Annotated in this window: 12 protein-coding genes; 10 read left to right on the top strand and 2 right to left on the bottom strand. The window is 67.8% G+C overall.

All coding sequences use genetic code 11. The features are described 5' to 3' along the window. Window positions 1–72: 72 nt before the first annotated feature. Window positions 73–1,500 carry an RNB domain-containing ribonuclease gene (locus AC1REM_RS13610; RefSeq protein WP_492515088.1) on the bottom strand — a complete coding sequence of 476 codons (1,428 nt, stop codon included), beginning with the start codon at window positions 1,498–1,500 and terminating at the stop codon, window positions 73–75. Window positions 1,501–1,600: 100 nt separating this feature from the next. Between AC1REM_RS13610 and AC1REM_RS13605 the strand changes: the two genes are divergently transcribed. The 10 genes from AC1REM_RS13605 (at window position 1,601) to AC1REM_RS13560 (ending at window position 17,386) form a co-directional block, all read left to right on the top strand. Continuing rightward, window positions 1,601–2,371: an isocitrate lyase/PEP mutase family protein gene (locus AC1REM_RS13605; protein ID WP_492515087.1), complete on the top strand. Its 771-nt coding sequence runs from the start codon at window positions 1,601–1,603 to the stop codon at window positions 2,369–2,371. Window positions 2,372–2,415: 44 nt separating this feature from the next. Continuing rightward, a complete protein-coding gene (locus AC1REM_RS13600; RefSeq protein WP_492515086.1) occupies window positions 2,416–4,170 on the top strand; it encodes a proline--tRNA ligase in 1,755 nt (584 codons plus the stop codon). A 117-nt stretch (window positions 4,171–4,287) separates the two neighbouring features. Beyond that, window positions 4,288–5,346: an LOG family protein gene (locus AC1REM_RS13595; protein ID WP_492515085.1), complete on the top strand. Its 1,059-nt coding sequence runs from the start codon at window positions 4,288–4,290 to the stop codon at window positions 5,344–5,346. A 113-nt stretch (window positions 5,347–5,459) separates the two neighbouring features. After that, the gene (nusA, locus tag AC1REM_RS13590; RefSeq protein ID WP_204937622.1) at window positions 5,460–6,443 is read left to right on the top strand and encodes a transcription termination factor NusA; all 984 of its coding nucleotides are present in this window, start codon (window positions 5,460–5,462) and stop codon (window positions 6,441–6,443) included. 49 nt (window positions 6,444–6,492) lie between these two features. Continuing rightward, a complete protein-coding gene (locus AC1REM_RS13585) occupies window positions 6,493–6,765 on the top strand; it encodes a YlxR family protein (RefSeq protein WP_492515084.1) in 273 nt (90 codons plus the stop codon). Window positions 6,766–6,826: 61 nt separating this feature from the next. Further along, entirely contained in the window at window positions 6,827–9,559 is a 2,733-nt protein-coding gene (gene infB, locus AC1REM_RS13580) for a translation initiation factor IF-2 (protein ID WP_492515083.1), read from the top strand. A gap of 124 nt (window positions 9,560–9,683) precedes the next feature. Next, window positions 9,684–10,109 carry a 30S ribosome-binding factor RbfA gene (gene rbfA / locus AC1REM_RS13575; protein WP_204937619.1) on the top strand — a complete coding sequence of 142 codons (426 nt, stop codon included), beginning with the start codon at window positions 9,684–9,686 and terminating at the stop codon, window positions 10,107–10,109. A 94-nt stretch (window positions 10,110–10,203) separates the two neighbouring features. After that, window positions 10,204–12,423 carry a helix-turn-helix transcriptional regulator gene (locus AC1REM_RS13570; protein ID WP_492515082.1) on the top strand — a complete coding sequence of 740 codons (2,220 nt, stop codon included), beginning with the start codon at window positions 10,204–10,206 and terminating at the stop codon, window positions 12,421–12,423. A gap of 146 nt (window positions 12,424–12,569) precedes the next feature. Further along, a complete protein-coding gene (locus tag AC1REM_RS13565) occupies window positions 12,570–15,296 on the top strand; it encodes a glycosyl hydrolase family 18 protein (RefSeq protein WP_492515081.1) in 2,727 nt (908 codons plus the stop codon). A 110-nt stretch (window positions 15,297–15,406) separates the two neighbouring features. Next, the gene (locus tag AC1REM_RS13560; protein WP_492515080.1) at window positions 15,407–17,386 is read left to right on the top strand and encodes a glycosyl hydrolase family 18 protein; all 1,980 of its coding nucleotides are present in this window, start codon (window positions 15,407–15,409) and stop codon (window positions 17,384–17,386) included. Between the two features lie 98 nt (window positions 17,387–17,484). On the opposite strand, the gene AC1REM_RS13555 is transcribed toward AC1REM_RS13560, so the two are convergent. Beyond that, a complete protein-coding gene (locus AC1REM_RS13555) occupies window positions 17,485–18,384 on the bottom strand; it encodes an HhH-GPD family protein (RefSeq protein ID WP_492515079.1) in 900 nt (299 codons plus the stop codon). Window positions 18,385–18,391 lie beyond the last annotated feature (7 nt).

The raw sequence follows: 18,391 nt of genomic DNA, 5'->3' as shown, positions 1-18,391 counted from the left end.
CTTCGGGTTCGCGGATCGAAGGGCACCGCACGATCCTTCGTGCGGTGCCCTCTTCTGTGTGAGAACCAGGGCTCAGGATGCGGCGTCGGCGAACTCCAGTGCGCCGGTGGCGATCTCGGCACCGGCGAGGACCAGGTGGACCGTGTCGCCGGGCTTCGTCCCGGCGCGAACCGGGGCGGTCGCCGTCACCGCAGGTTCGGCGATCTGGATCCGTGCGCGGTCCGCGCCGCGCATCTCGACGACGGCGGCCGGCAGGGTGTGACCGATGAGGGGTGTCAGCAGCGCGGCTTCGACGCGGTTGATCGTTTCGTTGTCGAGCCGCGAGGCACGCTGGGCGGATGCCTGCATCAGGCCGGGCAGCTCGGGCAGTGACTCGCGCGCCCACTGCGGGATGGCGCTGTCGGTGGAGATCGCGAGGCAGATGCTCAGCGACCAGCGGTCGACAAGACGACGCAGGGGTGCGGTGGCGTGGGCATAGGGCGCGGCGATCGCCGCCTGCGTATGCTCGGCGGGCACCTCGCCGTCGAAGACGACGTATCCGGCGCCACGGAACAGACTTGCCGCCGCTTCCAGCACGGGCAGGGTCATCGGGTCGGTGCGATCCAGCGCGTGCAGGTACTCGCCGTAGCTTCCGCTCGTCCAGGGGCGACCGAGTGCCGCCGTCTGATGACGGAACGTCTCGAAGGCTCGCTCGTCGGGCTGGGGCATCGTACGCAGGACCCCGACGCGGGCATCGATCATGAGTGACGCCGCGGCCATGCCTGTCAGGAGTGAGAGCTGCGCGTTCCAGTCCTCTACCGGCAGCGGGCGTCGGCGTTCGATCGCGTAGGTGCCGTCTTCGAGCTGCACGACCTCCTCATCAGGAAGGTTCAGGCTGGCACCGCCGCGCTGGTGCTCCTGTTCTTGACGCAGTCTGCCGATCTCCGGCAGGAGCGAGAGGGGGGTGTCTTCGCCACGATCGAGGCTCGCCTGCGCCGAGGCGTACTCGAGCTGTGCGCGCGAGCGCACGAGCGCACGCTCCAGGCGGAATCTCTCCAGCGTCCCGGCGGCGTCCAGGTCGAAGGTCCACACGAGTGCGGGGCGCTCGGCGTCCGCGAGCAGTGAGGCGCGATCCTCGCTGAGGACGCGAGGATGGAGCGGAATCGAACCGTCTGCGGCGTACAGGGTCTGTCCGCGTTCGCGCGCGGCCAGATCCATCGCGCCGCCGGGCCGCACGAACCCCGGAACATCGGCGATCGCGTAGCGGACCTGATAGCCGGATCCACGACGCTCCAGGTGCAGCGCCTGGTCGAGATCACGCGATCCGGGCGGGTCGAGCGTCACGAATGGCACTTCGCGCAGATCGAGGTCGGGCGTTGGCGCCGTTGCCGTCTCGGCTTCGGCGAGTGCCTCCGGAGAGAACTCCGTCGGCGCGTCGAGGTCCTCCCGCAGTGCCGCGAGCGCGGCGGCGAGCTCGCTCTGGGCGGCTGACGGGGCGACATGAGAACGGCGCTGGGGCATGCCTCCACACTAGGCGGGCGCATGAGGGCATCCGCGCGTTCGAGCGGCCATGATTCGTCGTTTTCCGCCGGATGCCGTGAGCCACGGCTAGCGTGGGGATATGACGACCGCGCAGAAGGCCCAGACCCTGACCGCCCTGTATGACGAACCGGAGATCCTCCGCGTCGTGAACGTCTGGGACGTCGTGTCCGCGAAAGCGATCGCGGCACTGCCTGAGACGAAGGCACTGGCGACGGCCGGGCATTCGATCGCGGCATCGTTCGGATACTCCGACGGAGCGATCCCGCGCGAACTCATGCTCGACATGGTCGGACGCATCGCAGCATCCGTCGACGTCCCCGTCTCCGCCGATCTCGACGACGGCTACGGAGACGCGGGGGAGACCACGCGTCTCGCAATCGGCGTCGGCATCGTCGGTGCGAACATCGAAGACCGTCTCGCGTCGTTCGACGACTCGGTCGCCAGGGTGCGCGCGATCGTGCGCGCGGCCGAGGCGGAAGGCGTCGCGTTCGCGCTGAACGCCCGCACCGACGCCTTCGTCCGCGCCGGCGAGCGTCCTCTTGAGGACTCGATCGCGGATGCCATCGCGCGCGGACGCGCCTTCCTGGCGGAAGGCGCGACGAGTGTCTTCGTCCCCGGCATCCTCAACGCCGAAGTCACGCGACAGCTCGTCGAGGGGATCGGCCGGGGCAAGGTCAGCGTCATCGGGCTTCCCGGCGCGCTCGCCGCGGCCGAGTACGAAGCACTGGGCGTCGCCCGCATCTCGTATGGGCCGACAACGCAGCGCGTCGCCCTGGGCGCCCTGCAGGACCTGGCGACCAGCCTGTACGCGGATGGCGTGCTGCCCGAGGGCATCCGTCCCCTCAACTGACGGCCCGTGACAGGCGGCTGATCACGCCTCGCTAGAATCGTTGCGTGATCACCCGTCTCTCGAATTTCTTCCTCCGCACTCTCCGTGAAGACCCGGCTGCCGCCGAGGTCACCAGCCACAAGCTGCTCATCCGGGCCGGGTACATCCGACCGCAGGCGGCGGGCATCTTCGCGTGGCTGCCACTCGGCCTGCGGGTGAAGGCGAAGATCGAGACGATCATCCGCGAGGAGATGTCGAACGCGGGTGCGCAGGAGGTGCACTTCCCTGCTCTGATGCCGCGCGAGGCGTACGAGGCGACCGGCCGTTGGGAAGAGTACGGCGATCTGCTGTTCCGTCTCAATGACCGCAAGGGCGGCGACTATCTGCTCGCGCCCACGCACGAGGAAGCGTTCACCCTGCTCGTGAAAGACCTCTACTCGTCGTACAAGGATCTGCCCATCACGCTCTACCAGATCCAGGACAAGTACCGCGATGAGGCGCGTCCCCGCGCTGGCCTCCTTCGCGGGCGCGAGTTCACCATGAAGGACGCGTACTCCTTCGACGCGTCGGATGCCGGATTGGACGCCAGCTACCAGGCGCAGCGCGACGCCTACGAGCGCATCTTCCAGCGTCTGGGTCTCGAGTACGCGATCGTGCAGGCGGATGCCGGCGCCATGGGCGGTTCGCGCAGCGAGGAGTTCCTGCACCCCACCCCGATCGGAGAAGACACCTTCGTGCGCAGCGACGGCGGATACGCGGCGAACGTCGAGGCGTTCACGACCGCGATCCCCGCGCCGATCGACTGGTCGGATGCTCCTGCGGCCACGATCTACGATTCGCCGAACACGCCCACGATCGAGACGCTCGTGGCGCACACGAACGCTGTCCTCGACGGAGAGGTCACCGCGGCAGACACGCTGAAGAACGTCGTGCTGGCGCTGACGCACCTCGACGGCACGCGGGAGCTCGTCGTCGTCGGAATTCCGGGTGATCGCGAGGTCGACACGAAGCGCGCCGAAGTGGCCTTCGCGCCAGCCGAGGTCGAGCCCGCGAACGACGGCGACTTCGCCCGTCACCCGCTGCTCGTGCGCGGCTACATCGGGCCCTGGTCCGAGCAGGGAGCCATCCTCGGCGAAGAGTCGGCGACGGGCATCCGCTACCTCGTGGATCCCCGCGTCTCCGAGGGCACTCGCTGGATCACGGGTGCGAACATCGACCAGAAGCACGTGCACTCGGTTGTCGCCGGGCGCGACTTCGCCGCCGACGGTGTCGTGGAGATCGCGAACGTGCGTGAGGGTGACGAGGCTCCTGACGGCTCCGGTCCCGTGCACCTCGCACGCGGTATGGAGATCGGTCACGTCTTCCAGCTCGGCCGCAAGTACGCTGACGCTCTGGGACTCAAGGTGCTCGACGAGAACGGCAAGCTCACGACCGTCACCATGGGGTCGTACGGGATCGGCGTGACGCGCATCCTCGCGATCATCGCCGAGCTCAACAACGACGACAAGGGACTCATCTGGCCCTCGTCGGTCGCCCCGTTCGACGTGCACGTCGTCGCCGCCGGCCGCGACCAGGTCGCGTTCGACGTCGCCGCCGATATCGCGCAGCAGCTCGAAGCAGCGCGCCTGGATGTGCTCTACGACGACCGTGTCAAGGTCTCGCCCGGTGTGAAGTTCGGAGATGCTGAGCTCGTCGGCGTGCCGAAGATCGTCATCGTCGGTCGTGGTGCGGCAGAAGGCCAGGTCGAACTCTGGGATAGGGCGACGGGGGAGCGCGACGCTCTCAGCGTCGACGAGGCGATCGCCCGTCTCACCCGCTGACGCGCGGAAGAGCGTGTGGGGAACGCCGCGGTGCCCTCGGGCCCGCGGCGTTCCCCGTCTGCGGTGCGAGCCGCACACCGCGCACCGCGCCGGAGAACATGACAGGGTGGAGTCATCATGACTGATGAGCTCACTCCCCAGCCCTCGCAGCCAATGCTCGCGCCGGAGATCGTCGAGGCGATCGACCGTCTGATGACCGACGCGGGCATCACGACGAACCGCACGCTGGTCGCGCGAATCCTCTCCACGGGGATTCAGCTCGGGCAGGAGCAGACCGAGCGTCTCGACCTCAAGATCACGTCTGCCGCGCTCGCAGAGATGCGCGAGGCGTTCCGACTCTTCGCACCGTTCCACGACGTTCCGAAGGTGACCGTCTTCGGCTCGGCGCGCACGCGCACGGATGACCCGCTCTATCTTCAGGCGCGTGATGTCACGCAGGCGCTGGCCTCGGACGGCTGGATGGCCGTGACCGGCGCAGGGCCGGGCATCATGCTGGCCGCAGCAGAGGGCGCGGGCGCCGACATGTCGCTCGGTGTGTCCATTCGGCTGCCGTTCGAGGAGAAGGCACACGGCTTCTTCGCCGATGGCGGTCAGGTCGTCGCGATGAAGTACTTCTTCACGCGCAAGCTCATGCTCATCAAGGAATCGCGCGGGTTCATCTGCCTTCCCGGCGGATTCGGCACGCTCGATGAGATGTTCGAGCTGCTGACCCTTCAGCAGACCGGCAAGGCTGAGCCGACGCCGATCGTGCTCCTGGACGCGGCGGGCGGGACGTTCTGGCACGGGCTGAAGCAATTCATCGACGAGTACCTGATGCCGGCCGGGGTGATCTCGCCCGGAGACTTCGATCGCGTGCTCATCACGGATTCAGTCGAGGACGCGGCCGCCGCGATCACCGGGTTCTGGCGGAACTACGATTCACTGCGCTGGGTGGGCGATCAGCTGGTGCTGCGCCTGCGCACCGCGCCGACGGACGCGGAGATCGAACAGCTGAACACCGAGTTCGGAGCCCTCTGTGCCACGGGCGGCATCGCGCGCAGTGAGCCGCTCGGCCCGGAGCGCGCCGACCGCGACGCGCTGACTCTTCCCCGACTGGTGCTCACACTGGCGCAGCGTCAGGTGGGATCTCTTTACCGGCTGATCAACGCGATCAACGCCCTTCCTTCGGCGCAGTAGTGCGCCGTCGCGGCGGGTGGCGCCGGTCGCGCGGCGCTGGATGTTCAGGAATCGGGTACCGTTAGACGGATATCGTGCGTGCAGGATGCGCGAGCTGAATACGGAGGTTTCCGATGGACATTGATCTCGGACTGTTGCGAACGATCGAGCGCGAGAAGGAGATCCCTCTCGACGAACTCGTCGCGATCATCGAACAGGCGATCCTCACGGCGTACCAGAAGCACATCTCCGACATGGGCGAGGAGCCCGTCGCCGCACGGGTCGAGCTCGACAAGAGCGGCCACGTCTCGGTGCTGGTCCCCGTGACGGACGATGAGGGCGCGGTCATCGGCGAAGAAGACGCGACCCCGGACAACTTCGGTCGCATCGCCGCATTCGCGGCGAAGCAGGTCATCAGCCAGCGCCTGCGTGACATCGCGGATGACGCGGTGCTCGGCGAGTTCCGCGGCAAGGAGGGCGACATCGTCGCCGGTGTGATCCAGCAGGGGCCGAACCCGCGGATGGTGCACGTCGACCTCGGCACGGTCGAGGCGATCCTTCCCCCCGAGGAGCAGGTGCCCGGAGAGGAGTACGCGCACGGCTCGCGCCTTCGCGTGTACGTGACGTCCGTCGCCAAGGGCAACAAGGGGCCGCAGATCACGGTCTCTCGCACGCACCCCGGTCTCGTCCGCAAGCTGTTCGCGCTCGAGGTCCCTGAGATCGCGAGCGGGATCGTCGAGATCGTCGCCCTGGCTCGTGAGGCCGGACACCGTTCCAAGATCGCCGTCGTCGCGAAGGAGCCCGGCATCAACGCCAAGGGCGCCTGCATCGGCGAACTGGGCCGCCGTGTTCGTGCCGTGACGGAGGAACTCGCGGGCGAGAAGATCGACATCGTCGACTACAACCCGGATCTTGCGACGTTCGTCGCCCAGGCGCTGTCTCCTGCGAAGGTCACCTCTGCCTTTGTCCTGGACGCCGGCACCAAGGCCGTGCGCGCGCTCGTCCCCGACTACCAGCTGTCGCTCGCGATCGGCAAGGAAGGTCAGAACGCGCGTCTCGCGGCCAAGCTGACGGGCGCGAAGATCGACATCCAGCCCGACAGCATCCTGGACTCCTAAGCGGTGCCCACCGGTGGGGCGAACGTCCCCGTCGAAGGCGAGGTGTAGGATGGAACCCGTACGAACATGCGTCGGTTGCCGCATGCGTGCCTCTCGGACCGCCCTGCTCAGGGTGGTTTCCCATGACAGCGAACTCATCTTCGATGAGCGCGCGGTCATGGCCGGGCGGGGCGCGTGGGTGCATCCGGCACAGCAGTGCATCGACGCAGCTCTCAAGCGTCATGCTTTCGCACGAGCACTCCGCGTGTCAGCGCAGCTGAGCACGCAGACCATCGAGAAACGGCTGAACGGCTATGGAACCAAAGTGAACGGCTCGAAATGAGTCCCTTCCACGACTAATGGTCTGCCCTGTCTGGGGCTGACCACCCTCAGACAGGAGAATTGTGGCTGCCAAACCACGCGTACACGAGATTGCCGCCGAACTCGGCGTCGACAGCAAGTTCGCACTTGCAAAGCTGAAGGAGCTCGGCGAGTTCGTCAAGAGCCCCTCCTCGACCATCGAGCCTCCCGTCGCCCGCAAGCTGCGTGCGGCGATCGAGGCTGACAGCTCCGCGAAGCCCGCAGCGAAGGAGTCCGCGGCACCCGCGGCTCCGGCTGCGGCAAAGGCCCCCGCGACGTCGGCCAAGCCCGGCCCGCGTCCAGGACCCGCGAAGCCCGCTCCCGCGGCACCCGCCCCTGAGGCGGCTGCTCCCGCGCCGTCCGCTCCGGCTCCTGCTGCTCCGGCAGCGCCGGCTCCGGCCGTTGACGAGCGTCCCAAGGGCGACGCTCCGCGTCCCGGTGCCCCGCGCCCGGGCAACAACCCCTTCGCCTCGTCCCAGGGCATGGGCCAGCGTCCGGCAGGCCCGCGTCCGGGCAACAACCCGTTCGCATCGTCGCAGGGCATGGGCCAGCGCCCGACGCCGGGTAACATCCCGCGTCCGCAGGCGCCGCGTCCCGGCGCCCCGCGCCCGGGTGCTCCTCGCCCCGGATCCCCGCGTCCCGGCGCACCGCGTGCGGGTGGAGGCGGTCGTCCCGGCGCTCCGTTCCAGCAGCGTCCCGGCGGCCCCGGTCGGCCCGGTGGTGCAGGTGGCCCCGGTGCAGGTGGTCCCGGTGCACGTCCGGGTGGTGGCGGCGGCTTCGCCGGTCGTCCCGGCGGTGGCGGCGGCCGTGGCCGTGGCCCCGGTGGAGGTACCGCCGGTGCCTTCGGCAAGGGCGGCGGCAAGAGCAAGCAGCGCAAGTCGCGGCGGGCGAAGCGTCAAGAGTTCGAGATGCGGTCGGCCCCGGTCGTTGGCGGCGTCAACGTCTCGAAGGGCAACGGCGAGGTCATCCGCCTGCGCCGCGGAGCATCCATCGCGGACTTTGCGGACAAGCTCGAAGCACTGAACGGCTACACCGTCCAGCCCGGCACCCTGGTCACCATCCTGTTCAACCTGGGCGAGATGGCCACGGCCACCGAGTCTCTGGATGAGGCGACCTTCGAGGTGCTCGGCGAGGAGCTGGGCTACAAGATCCAGATGGTCTCCCCCGAGGACGAGGACAAGGAGCTCCTCGAGGGCTTCGGACTCGACCTGGAGGGCGAGCTCGAAGCCGAGAGTGACGACGACCTCGAGATCCGCCCGCCGGTGGTCACCGTCATGGGTCACGTCGACCACGGTAAGACGCGCCTTCTCGACGCCATCCGCAAGACCAACGTCATCGAGGGCGAGGCCGGCGGGATCACCCAGCACATCGGTGCGTACCAGATCTGGACCGAGCACGACGGCATCGACCGTGCGGTGACCTTCATCGACACCCCGGGTCACGAGGCGTTCACTGCCATGCGTGCCCGTGGTGCGCAGGTCACCGACATCGCGATCCTCGTGGTCGCCGCCGACGACGGCATCATGCCGCAGACGGTGGAGGCCCTGAACCACGCGCAGGCAGCCGGTGTTCCGATCGTGGTCGCGGTCAACAAGGTCGACAAGCCCGAGGCCAACCCTGGCAAGGTGCGCCAGCAGCTCACCGAGTACGGCCTGGTCGCCGAGGAGTACGGCGGCGACGTGCTGTTCGTCGATGTCTCTGCGCGGCAGGGCACCGGCATCCAGGAGCTGATCGACGCCGTCCTGCTCACCGCTGACGCCGGCCTCGACCTCACGGCCAACCCGAACAAGGCCGCCCGTGGTGTCGCCATCGAGGCGAAGCTCGACAAGGGCCGTGGTTCGGTCGCGACCGTGCTCATCCAGTCCGGAACGCTGCGTGTCGGCGACGCGATCGTCGCCGGTACCGCCTACGGCCGGGTGCGCGCCATGATCGACGAGAACGGCGAAGCGGTGGAGTATGCCGCACCGTCGCGTCCGGTGCAGGTGCAGGGTCTGAACTCCGTGCCCCGCGCTGGCGACGTCTTCATCGTCACCGAGGAAGACCGGATGGCGCGTCAGATCGCCGAGAAGCGCGAGGCTGTTCAGCGCAACGCGCTACTGGCCAAGGCTCGCAAGCGCATCTCGCTCGAGGACTTCACCCGAGCCCTCGAGGAGGGCAAGGTCGAGACGCTCAACCTCATCATCAAGGGCGACGTGTCCGGTGCCGTCGAGGCGCTGGAGGAGTCGCTGCTCAAGATCGAGGTCGATGACTCGGTTCAGCTGCGCATCATCCACCGCGGTGTCGGTGCGGTGACCGAGTCCGACGTGAACCTGGCGACGATCGACAACGCGATCATCGTGGGCTTCAACGTCCGCCCCGATCCGAAGGCCCGTGAGGCCGCAGCCCGTGAGGGTGTGGACGTGCGGTTCTACTCGGTGATCTACTCCGCGATCGACGAGATCGAGAGCTCGCTCAAGGGCATGCTCAAGCCGGAGTTCGAAGAGGTCAAGTCGGGTGTCGCCGAGATCCGCGAGGTGTTCCGCTCTTCCAAGTTCGGCAACATCGCCGGTGTCATCGTCCGCTCGGGCACGATCACCCGAAATGCGAAGGCACGTGTCATCCGCGATGGCGTTGTCATCGCAGACGGCCTGGCCATCGAGTCGCTGCGTCGCTTCAAGGACGACGTCACCGAGGTGCGTACGGACTACGAGGCGGGTATCGGCCTCGGCAAGTACAACGACATCCAGATCGGCGACGAGATCGAGACCACCGAGATGGTCGAGAAGCCGCGCGCCTGATCGCACATCGCTGAGAGATCAGCGAAACCCATTCGGATGCCTCGTCTCTCCGCGCCGCGGAGGGCGAGGCATCCGTGGCCTCGGGCTATGCTCGGGCACGAAAGCAGCAACGAAGGAGAAGGCCATGGCCGGGGAACGACAGGCACGACTGGCGGATCGCATCCGCGTGATTCTTGCGGAGCGTCTCGACAAAGGACTGCGCGACCCGCGCCTGGGTTTCGTGACGATCACGGATGTCCGGGTGACCGGCGACCTGCAGCACGCATCGGTGTTCTACACGGTGCTCGGCGATGACGCGGAGCGTGTCGCGAGCGGTGAAGCGCTGAAGTCGGCAACCGGGATGCTGCGCTCTGAGGTGGGCCGTCACCTGAACGTGCGACTCGTGCCGACCTTGGAGTTCATCGCCGATGCGCTGCCTGAGAACGCGGACCACATCTCCGGTTTGCTGCGTGAGGCGCGCGAGCGCGATGCTGAGGTTTCGCGTCTTGCGGCGGGGGCGAAACCCGCCGGTGACGAAGACCCGTACATCCGCAGCGACGACGAAGAGTAGGTCGTCGCGGCGCGTCGGACAAAATCCGGCACTGCTTTGTAAAGCTTGCTAACATATCGCTCACGGCCCAACGGAGTGAGCGGAGGATAGCGTGGTGACGACATTCGCAGTTCCGCGTGGCAATGACTTCGGCGCCTCCTCTTCCTCCAGCCGTTCGCTGTCCTCGTTTGCGAAAGCGCATGCGTTGCTGCGCGCGCACGGGCATCGTTCGGCCCCCACCGTCGTGGCGCGGCTGGTCGCCGGATGTCATGGCGATCCGCAGGCTTTCCTCGAGACCGTCGAGCGCCTGACGGCGGACCAGCGCGCCGGGCAGCGATGTCTGCCGGACCCGCTTCCGCTCGTTCCGGCGATCGTGGAGCACTTCTCAGAGGTCTCGCTCGAAGCGTGGGAGATCCGAACGCTTCTGGCCGCATCCGTGTGCGTCGACGATCGCATCGATGTGCTCCTCGCGATCGCGGAGCGGCCGATGGATGCGCTCATCGAGAGTCCGCTGAGTGGGCTGCTCATGATGGTCGCGGGACGATTCGCTTTCGCGGATGCGCGCGTGCGCACCTGGGTGCACGAGAGTGCGAGCCTGGGGGAGCGCACTCGGCTGCATCATGCGCTCCTGGAGATCTACGAGGCGCAGGGCGATCATGCACGCGCGCTGTGGCACCGGGCGCTGAGTTCGATGAGCGGTGATACGACGATCGTTCCGGCGATGCTCGACGTGGCACGAGAGGAGCTGGAGAGCGGCAACGCTGAGCGCGCGTATGTGATCGCGCGGGAGGCGGCGAGCCACGCCGACGAGACGTGTGTCGATGCCGCGCGTTCTTTTGCGGGTCGGGCGGCGCTCAACGCAGGATGGGTCGCGGACGCGCTGGACTGGTTGTCGCCCGTCATCATCGCCGGCGGAGATGATGACCGCGCCACGACGCTGCCGTCGTACATCGTCGCGGCGACGCTTCAGGGCGGTGTCGTGCCGGCGGCCGATCTGGCACAGCACCGCCCGACGACGGCGGACGCGGAGCAATGGTTCTCCTACGGTCGGGCCGCGGGGCTCGCAGCGGGCCTCTGCGCGGAGCGCGGAGCGAAGAGCGAGAGCCGGACCTGGCTGGCGGCGACGCGAGAGGCGGATGCTGCCGCGGGCGCGGACGGTGCGTTGCGCGAGCCGGCAGTCGGGTGGAGTTCACTGTTCCTGGGCGAGCCGATCGACGAGCTGTACGCCGACGAACGTCAGGGGCTGATCGACAACCTCTGTCGCGCGCTGCGCCTGGCGCTCGAAGGTGACATCGCGGGCGGCCTTCAGATCGTCCTCCATGATGAGGGCTCCTGCGTCGATCTCGAAGATGCTCTCGCGCTCGGTTTCGGACGCAGTCCCTATGCGCGGGCGCACCGGGCGGTGATCGAGGCGCTGCTGCGGCTGTGGCAGGGCGACGTGACCGGTGCTTCCCGCACGCTCAAGCAGGGCGCCTACACGCTGCCGCTCGCTCTGCCATTCGCGGGGCTCGGCGTGCAGCTCGCACGCCGCCTCGAACTGGCGATCGACGGGCATACAGGGCCGCTCTCCGAGTCGCTGACAGCGGCCCTGCCGACCGCCCTGCCACAGGACCGGCTGGTCGACCGTGGCCTTGAGAGCTATCTCTCCGGGCGTGTGGAAGAGGCGGCCGTGCACGTGCGGCTGTGGGCGGAGCGCGGTGCGCCGACCGCGCCGTTGGGGCTTCCTGGCCTGGATGAGGTCGGGCCGATCGATCCTCCCTCCGTCATCGAGCCGCCGGATGTCGCGCGTGCGCGTGCCGTACGGCTGCGAATTCGCTCCGCGCGGGAGAACGCGTGGATGCAGGACTATCAGGACGCGGCCGAAGAGAGTCGCAGCATCGTCTCGCCCTTCGAGCGCGGGCGGGTCGAGGCGATGCTCGGTATAACCTGTGTCACCCGTGGTGATCGCGGTGCGGGGCAGCGCCATCTGCGTGCCGCGCAGAGCCTGTTCACCGAGGCGGGCGCGGGGGCATGGCGTGCGGCGATCGACGTGCGCCTCGCGCGTCTGGGGGAGCAGCTGGCTGAGAACCTGCAGATGCCGACGATGCCCATTGCCGTGGCATCCGCAGAGCCTTTGGCCACCTGCCGGGCCGCGTGGGAGCCGCTGCTGACCGAGCGTGAGCTCGCAACTGCGATGCTCGTCGCTGAAGGGCGGACCAACCGGGAGATCTCCGAGCAGATGCGCGTGTCGGTGCGCACTGTCGAGGTGTACATCGGGCGGCTGTTCACGAAGTTCGATGTGAAGAGCCGCGGCGAGCTCACCGCGCTGGCGCACCGAACGAACCAGCACGCCTGATCCGTTCGTCGTTGCCGTACATTCTGATATATCGGCGTTGCAAGGAATGTGGAAACCCCTAATGTGCGCCGAGGATCCTTCTCACTAGGTTGCAATCACGACCCGTCATTTCGCGGGCGCCGCAGCCAGAGTAGAGAAGGTCATTCATGGCAAGACAACGCTCATCGGTTCGCCTGCGCATAGGTGCGCTGGCGACCGCCGCGATCGTGACAGCAGGATTCGCTGTCGCGACGAGCACCGCCGCCTCCGCGGCGACAGCGGAGTGCCAGACGCCGTGGTCGGCAACCGCCGTGTACACCGGAGGCGGACTCGCCTCGCACAACGGGGTGAACTACCGCGCGAAGTGGTGGACCCAGAACGAGGTTCCGGGCAGCAGTGCCTGGGGCGCGTGGGAGAACCAGGGGGCGTGCAGCACGGGCACGACCGATGGCACCACCGACGGCACCACCGACGGTACGACCGACGGAACCACAGACGGTACGACCGACGGTACGACGGATGGGACGACGGACGGCACCACCGACGGTACGACGGACGGCACCACGGACGGCACCACGGACGGCACCACCGACGGCACCACGGACGGTACGACCGACGGCACCACGGACGGTACGACCGACGGGACGACGGACGGCAGCACCGACGGTGCGACCGAGGGCACGCCGTGGACCTCGAACCCTGACGAGACTTGCCGCCCCGATGGCCTTTACCAGACCCCGGGCGTCAACGTCCCTTACTGCTCGATCTACGACACGAATGGTCGCGAGATTCTTCCGAACGGTCTCGAGCACCGCGTGATCGGCTACTTCACGAGCTGGCGTACCGGAAAGAACGGCCAGCCCAGCTACCTGGCCAGTGACATCCCGTGGAAGAAGCTCAGCCACATCAACTACGCCTTCGCGCACATCAACTCGCAGGGCAAGGTGTCGGTCAACGCGGAGGTCCCCGGCAACGCGGCCACCGACATGACCTGGCCGGAGGAGCCTGGCGCTGCGATGACCGCGTCGCTTCCGTACACGGGGCACTTCAACATGCTCAACACCTACAAGGCGCAGAACCCGGGTGTGAAGGCGCTCGTCTCCGTCGGCGGGTGGGCGGAGACCGGAGGCCACTTCGGGGCAGACGGCAACCGCGTCGCTGACGGTGGCTTCTACACGATGACCGACACGCAGGCCAAGATCGACACCTTCGCGACCTCCGCAGTCGAGTTCATCCGCACCTACGGGTTCGACGGCGTCGACATCGACTACGAGTACGCCAACAGCAACGGCAAGGCCGGCAGCCCGGATGACTTCTCATTCTCCGAGCCGCGCCGCGCGAAGCTGTGGTCGGGCTACGAAGCACTCATGAAGACGCTGCGCGAGAAGCTCGACGTCGCGGGCGCTGCCGACGGCAAGCACTACATGCTCACGGTCGCCGCTCCCGCATCCGGCTGGCTGCTGCGCGGCGCGGAGGTGCACCAGATCCTCCCGTACCTCGACTACGTCAACATCATGAGCTACGACCTGCACGGATCGTGGAACAACTTCGTCGGCGGCAACGGTGCGCTGTTCGACGACGGCAAAGACCCGGAGCTCGCAGCCGGCGGTGTCTACAACGCCTACAGCAACATCGGCTACCTGAACACCGACTGGGCGTACCACTACTTCCGTGGTGCGATGCAGGCGGGCCGCATCAACATCGGCATGCCGATGTACACGCGCGGCTGGGATGGCGTGCAGGGCGGGACCAACGGCCTCTACGGCTCGGCGCCGCTGGCAGATCAGTCCAAGTGCCCTCCGGGAACCGGTCCGTCGAACGGCGGAAACTCCAAGTGCGGCGCCGGCGCCGTCGGAATCAACAACCTGTGGCGTGACCTCGACAAGCACGGCGGCGAGATCGGCGCGGGTGCGAACCCCATCTGGCACGTGCTCAACCTCGAGAAGGGCATTGCCGGTGACTACGCGGCGTCGTACGGCGCACCGACGACCCTGAACGGCTCGTACACACGTCACTTCGACCCGACGACAAAGGTCGAGTGGTGGTGGAACAACACCACCAAGACGTTCCTCTCGGGTGACGCCGACCAGGCGACCACGGCCAAGGCGAACTACGTCGCCGAAAACGGCATCGGCGGCGTGATGATCTGGGAACTCGCCGGTGACTACAGCTACAACCAGGCCAAGGGACAGTACGAGATGGGTTCCACGCTCGTCGACATCCTGCACACGCGCCTGTCGGCCTCTCAGCCGTATGACGCGGCCAAGGCCAACGTGGCGATGCCGACGAAGGCGATCAAGCTCGATGTGAAGTTCACGGAGTTCGCGCTGGGGGACAACAACTACCCGATCAACCCCAAGGTGACCTTCACGAACAACTCGGCGACCGCGATCCCGGCCGGGGCGACGATCACCTTCGACACCGGAACGAGCGACACCGGTGCGCTGGGCGAGCAGGGCGGCTGGGGAATCACCAAGCTGTCCAGCGATCACACCGGCAGCAATGTCGGCGGCCTCAAGGGCGACTTCCACACCTACTCGCTGAAGGTGCCCACGGGCGGTATCCCGGCAGGTGGATCGGTATGGACGAAGTTCTCCTGGCGTCTGCCGATGACGCAGATCTCCAACCTGCGCGTCACGGTCGGTGACCAGACCTTCGCAACGCTCTACGACCTGCCGCGCGGTGTGACGGTCGTCGAGCCGAGCGCAGGCACCACCCCGGGCGGCGGCACGGGCGGAACGGGCTCGTGCACGGTCGCGGCCTGGAGTGCTTCTGCGGTCTACACCGGCGGCGCGAAGGTCAGCCACGGCGGTTCGGTCTACACGGCCAAGTGGTGGACGCAGGGCGACACCCCCGGCACCAACGCCGTGTGGGGCGAGGGCGCTCGCTGCTGAGTACGCGGGTGGGGCGGCGGTGACGCCGCCCCACCTCCTTGACGTCCCTCGGCCGTCAGCCGGGTGGAACACCCTGCGGATGCCCCGCATCCGCTCAGAGAGAGAAGATAATGACACTGAGAAAACCACGTCGCGGCATCGCCGCCGCGATCGCGACACTGGCCACGGCGGCCACGGTCGCGACGTTCGCCACGGTTGCCAGCGTTCCCGCTGCAGCCGCCACCACCGAGCCGGGTGTCAGCGCGCAGGCGCAGGTGCCGAGCGCGGTCAACGGATACCGCAACGTCGGCTACTTCACCCAGTGGGGTGTGTACGGCCGCAACTTCCAGGCCAAGCAGCTGGATGTGTCCGGCACCGCAGCGGACCTGACCCACATCAACTACTCTTTCGGCAACATCCACCACCAGACGCTGGAGTGCTTCATCGCCAACAAGGCGCAGGGGACGGGCCCCAACGGCTCGGACGGCGCCGGTGACGCCTGGGCCGACTTCGGCATGGGGTACACGGCAGCCAACTCGGTCGCCGGCGTCGCGGACAAGTGGGACCAGCCTCTTGCCGGCTCGTTCAACCAGCTCAAGCAGCTGAAGGCGAAGAACCCCAACCTGAAGGTCATGCTGTCGCTCGGCGGCTGGACCTGGTCGAAGAACTTCTCTGCAGCCGCGGCGACGGATGCCTCGCGGAAGAAGCTGGTCTCGAGCTGCATCAACCTCTACATCAAGGGCAACCTGCCGGTGATCGACGGTCGTGGTGGCGCAGGTGCCGCCGCCGGCGTGTTCGACGGGTTCGACATTGACTGGGAGTGGCCCGGTTCGCACAACGGCGAGGTCGGCAACATCGTCGACGAGGTCAACGACAAGGCCAACTTCAAGGCGCTGCTGAAGGAGTTCCGCACCCAGCTGGACGCCATCACGGCGACCAGCGGCAAGGAGTACCAGCTCTCCGCCTTCCTCCCGGCGAACGTCGAGGACATCAACGCGGGTGGTTGGAACGACCCCGAGCTCTACAACTACCTCGACTTCGGCAACATCCAGGGGTATGACCTTCACGGTGCTTGGGACACGTCGCTCACGGGGCACCAGGGCAACCTGTATGACGACCCGACGGACACGCGCCCCGCGCACCGTCAGTTCAGCGTCGACAAGAGCGTGCGCGAGTACCTGAAGACCGGTATCAACCCGGCGCAGCTCGGCATCGGCCTGGCGGCCTACGGCCGCGGCTGGCAGGGCGCGACCTCGGCGAACGCCTGGGGTCCTGCGACGGCGGCCGGCCCTGGCACGTGGGAGAAGGGCAACGAGGACTACGACAAGCTGAAGAACCTCGGCACCGGATACTACGACGCCGCGATCGGCGCGGCATGGCGCTACGACGGCAACCAGTGGTGGAGCTACGACGACACCCGCACGACCGCGCAGAAGGCGCAGTACCTCGTGGACCTCGGTCTCGGCGGCGCGATGTGGTGGGACCTCACCGGTGACCGTCAGGGCGAGCTCGTCGGCACGATGGCGGATGCGCTGCGCGCTGCTCCGACGGGACCTGCGACGGATCCCGGCAACGGCGGTGGCACGACGGATGGCACGACCGACGGCTCCACGGATGGGACGACGGATGGGACCACCGACGGGACGACCGATGGGTCGACCGACGGCTCGACCGGGGCCTGCACGAGCCCGGCGTGGTCGGCCTCGGCGGTCTACACCGGTGGCGCGAAGGTGTCGCACAACGGCTCCGAGTACACCGCGAAGTGGTGGACGCAGAACGAGACCCCCGGCAACGGCGGCGTCTGGAACCTCGTCTCCGCCTGCGCACCCGGTTCGACCGACGGCACGACGGATGGTACGACGGACGGCACGACGGACGGCGGCTCGACCGACGGTACGACCGACGGTACGACGGACGGCACGACCGATGGATCAACCGATGGTTCGACCGGCACAGCATGTGTCGCAGCCTGGGCCTCGGGATCTGCCTACCCGGGCGGTTCGACCGTGAGCTACCAGGGGTCGAACTACAAGGCCAAGTGGTGGTCGCAGGGCGAGCGTCCCGGCTCTTCCGCCTGGGGTGCATGGGAGCTCGTCGCCGCCTGCGCGTGATCCCTGTGTGAGGGAGATCAGGGCCGCTCCTGACCTCTCACCGTGACGATGCGGATGCCCCGGAGATCCACTCTCCGGGGCATCCGTGCGTCCGCGGGTCAGAGTGGCAGCCGCAGCATCCCTTCATCCGCCTCGATGAGCCCGTCGGCGATCAGCGAATCGATCGCGCGGTCGCGCTGTTCAGGTCGCGGCCAGTCCGCGATCGTGAGTTCGGCCGGGAGCGCATGGTCGGCAGCCCCGCGCAGTGCGCGCAGGATCGCGCCGCGTGTCTGCCGGTCGGAGCCCTCGTAGGCGGCTTGCTTCCGTCGACGGTCCTCGCCCGCCGGGAAGCCCGCGGCACGCCACGCGCACTGCGCGGCGAGCGGGCACGAGGCACAACGGGGCGTGCGGGCGGTGCACAGCGTCGCACCGAGCTCCATCATCGCGGCGTTCACGATCGCGGAATCGCCGACATCCTCGGGCAGCAGGGCGCGCATGTCGTCGAGATCTCGCCGGGACGGGGGAGCAGGCTGCGCCTGTCCGTGCAATGCGCGCGCCAGGACGCGACGGGTGTTGGTGTCGACCACGGGGTGATGATCGCCGAACGCGAAGACCGCCACCGCCCGCGCCGTGTAGTCGCCGATGCCCGGGAGCGCGAGGAGCGCCTCGACATCGCGGGGCGTCTGCCCCTCGTGCTCAGCGACGATGCGCGATGCCGCGCCATGCAGCCACAGCGCCCGCCGCGGGTATCCGAGGCTCGCCCACTGGTGCACGACTTCTGCGGGGCTGGCCGCGGCAAGCGTCGCGGGCGTCGGCCAGCGATCGAGCCACGCGGCGAGGTGCGGAATGACGCGGTTCACCGGGGTCTGCTGCAACATGAACTCGCTCACGAGCACGCCCCATGCGCCATAGCGCTCGTGGAAGTCGGCGCGCCGCCAGGGCAGATCGCGCGCGTTGTCCTGATACCAGGTGATGAGGTGGTCGATCCCCTCCGGAAGGGCCTCTGCTGTCGCGCGCATCTCTCCA

It is taken from the genome of Microbacterium sp. GW823-FHT02G05 (assembly GCF_058797175.1).
Note: the sequence above shows the minus strand (reverse complement) of the source record. Positions and strands in the feature narration are given on the sequence as shown.